The following is a 2,993-nucleotide window of genomic DNA, read 5'->3' on the forward strand; positions in this document are numbered from 1 at the left end:
AATGATAATCAATATTTGTAGAAATTTCTTCCCCTTGAAATCATACATGGAAAAGAGATAAGCTAATAAGGTTCCTACAACTAAAGAAGTGACAGTGGCGGTAATGGAAACCTTGAAACTGTTGACGAGTGTCTCAGAGTAGTAGGCTTTACTAAAGAAAGTGACAAAATTAGCTAGTGAAAATTGTCCTTCATGTATGAGTGCTTGCTTGAGCACGGTAACGATAGGATAAACGAGAAAGACAAGATAGGTAAGAAAGATGAAGAAAGAGGAGGCTGTCCAAATATTTAGTTTTTTACGTTCCATGGTTGACTCCTTTTATCAGGTTTTGGGAACCATCTGCAGAAAAGACGTTTAATTTTTGAGTATTGATTCGTAGACGAATACGATCGCCTTTTTGTAGATCTTCTTCAAAAGTTGATTCTTCGCTAACTTGAATTTTTGAGGCAAAACCTGTCTCGATGAAATACTCCGTATTTAGTCCAAGATAGACGCTATCGCTAATAGTTCCTTCAATATCTCCAGATTCATCTTTGATAAACTCTTCAGGACGAATGCTTACATGAATAGCTTGTTCCTCAGCTTGATCAAGAGCTGGCATTCGAAGGGCATAGCCATCTGAAAAGACGATATAAGCGCCGTCGCTTCGTTTTTCAAGATTGGCAGGGATAATATTTGTTCGTCCGATAAAGGTTGCTACAAACTCATTAGCTGGTTTATGATAGAGTTCTTTTGGTCGGCCGATTTGTTGGATAACTCCATCTTTCATAACAGCAATTTGGTCTGAAATAGCCATAGCTTCTTCTTGGTCGTGGGTTACATAAACAGTTGTAATTCCTACTTCGTGTTGGATTTCTCGAATGGCTTGACGCATATCCAAGCGAAGTTTGGCATCCAGGTTACTAAGGGGCTCGTCCATGAGGAGAACACTTGGATTAACCGCTAAGGCACGTGCCAAGGCGACACGTTGTTGTTGTCCCCCACTGAGTTTATCGGGCTTTCGATCCGCATATTGAGCAATTTGCATGAGTTCAAGATATTTATTGGTCTGTTGTACCAATTCTTCTTTAGGGACTTTCTTTTGCTTGAGACCAAAAGCGACATTATCTCGGACAGTCAAATGTGGGAAAATAGCGTAGTTTTGGAAAACCATCCCGATATTGCGTTTGCTGGGTTCCATATTATTGATTTTTGTATCATCGAAGTAAAATTCTCCTCCTTCGATACTGTTGAAACCTGCAATCATACGAAGAAGAGTCGTTTTTCCACAACCTGAAGGCCCAAGAAGGGTAAAGAGACTTCCTTTTGGAATTGTAATGTTCAAATTCTCAATAACAGGGACATCGTGGTAGATTTTTTTGGCGTTAATAATTTTGATCTCACTCATAGTGAACCTCTTTTACTGTTTAGATTGGATATCTGTAAAGACTTCGTTGTATTTCTTAACGATATCTGATTTATTCTTGATGACATAATCATAATCTTCAGTGAGTGTTTTGATTTTGTCAATTGGTTTCATGTTTTCGCTTGTTTTAGCATTTTTACGAACAGGACGGTTAGTAGTGGTTGTACCAAGTGTATCCTGTACTTCTTGAGAGATGATGAAATCGATAAATTTCTTGGCATTTTCCATGTTCTTAGCTTTTTTAACGATAGCAGCACTAGCAGGTAGGAAGACTGTTCCTTCTTTTGGATAGACAACTTTGATGTTAGCTCCGTCATTTAAGAGTTTAACAGCTGGATCTTCATAAGAGAGACCAACAGCCATTTCTCCATCAGCGACTGCTTTATAGACACCAGATGAACTTGAACCGATTTTACCATCAATAAGTGTGAAGAGATCTTTTACATAAGACCAAGCCTTATCATCTTTGTAACCACCTTGAGCTTGTAGCATATTTGTTAATTGAGCAAAGGCGCTAGAAGAGTTTGCTGGGTCAGCAGTTGCAATTTTTCCTTTTAGTTCAGGTTTGAGAAGGTCGCTATATCCTTCGATGTTCATGCCTTTCGTTAAATCAGGATTGACGATTAAAACACTACCATCTAGTGTATAAGGTGTAGAGTAGCCAGTTGTGTTTTGATATTCTTTGATAACATTATCATTTTCTTTTGAAGTATAGTTTTCAAAGAGTTCTCCGTGGGTAGCATATTGTGTATAAGAACCACCAAAGATGACATCGGCTACAGGAGCTTCTTTTTCTGACTCTAGTTTTTTGAAAAGTTCTCCAGTACCAGCTTGAATCAGTTCTACTTTGATACCATATTTTTCTTCAAAGGCAGGAATAGTTGCTCCGATTAAGCCCTCTGAGTTTGGTGAATAAACGACTAGCGAACCGCCGTCTCCTTTATCAGATGAACTGTCATCGGCAGATTCATTAGAAGAACAAGCAGCAAGACCAAAAAGAGCTAGTCCGCAAGCAGCATAATACATCCATTTCTTTTTCATGATGGATACCTCCGTTATGTTATTTAAGTTTATTTTAAAATAATGTAAGCGTTTTTAAAACCGATAATTCTATTCTATTAGAGTAAAATTCTCTACAAAAACGGAAGCAATCTTTTTGATTTTATACTAGGGTGCGACAGTTAATCACTGGTAAGTCAAATTTTATTTTTTAGATTGGATATCTATGAAAATGTCATTGTACTTTTTAAGAATGGCGGATTTGTTTTTAATGACATAATCTGAATCTTCGGTGGCAATCTTGATTTCTGTCATAGCCTTCATATTTTTATTGGTTTTAGCATTTTTACGAATGGGTCTGATTGTAGTTTCAGTTCCTAGCTTATCTTGGATTTCTTGAGAAAGGAGGAAATCGATAAATTTCTTAGCGTTTTCCATGTGTTTAGCATTTTTGATGATAGCTGCGTTACCAGGTAAAAAGACGGTTCCTTCTTTTGGATAAATAACTTTTACATCAACTCCGTCGTTTAAGAGTTTTAAGGCAGGGTCTTCATAGGTGAGTCCTACAGCCATTTCCCCATCGGCGACA

The 2,993-nt window shown here is 37.6% G+C and carries 3 protein-coding genes and 1 pseudogene; all 4 read right to left on the reverse strand.

Going from position 1 to position 2,993, the window contains the following annotated elements; translation table 11 throughout:
- Window positions 1-306, reverse strand: a pseudogene (locus ACLNCN_RS04330) (iron ABC transporter permease); the annotation flags it as partial.
- Window positions 296-1,387 carry an ABC transporter ATP-binding protein gene (locus tag ACLNCN_RS04335; RefSeq protein ID WP_033685580.1) on the reverse strand — a complete coding sequence of 364 codons (1,092 nt, stop codon included), beginning with the start codon at window positions 1,385-1,387 and terminating at the stop codon, window positions 296-298. The gene ACLNCN_RS04335 and the pseudogene ACLNCN_RS04330, both read right to left, overlap by 11 nt.
- Window positions 1,388-1,399: 12 nt before the next feature.
- The gene (locus tag ACLNCN_RS04340) at window positions 1,400-2,446 is read right to left on the reverse strand and encodes an ABC transporter substrate-binding protein (protein ID WP_049531814.1); all 1,047 of its coding nucleotides are present in this window, start codon (window positions 2,444-2,446) and stop codon (window positions 1,400-1,402) included.
- Window positions 2,447-2,608: 162 nt separating this feature from the next.
- On the reverse strand, window positions 2,609-2,993 hold a 385-nt coding region (locus tag ACLNCN_RS04345; RefSeq protein WP_424844701.1), incomplete at its 5' end, for an extracellular solute-binding protein.

This window comes from Streptococcus sp. CL8.13, assembly GCF_049737895.1.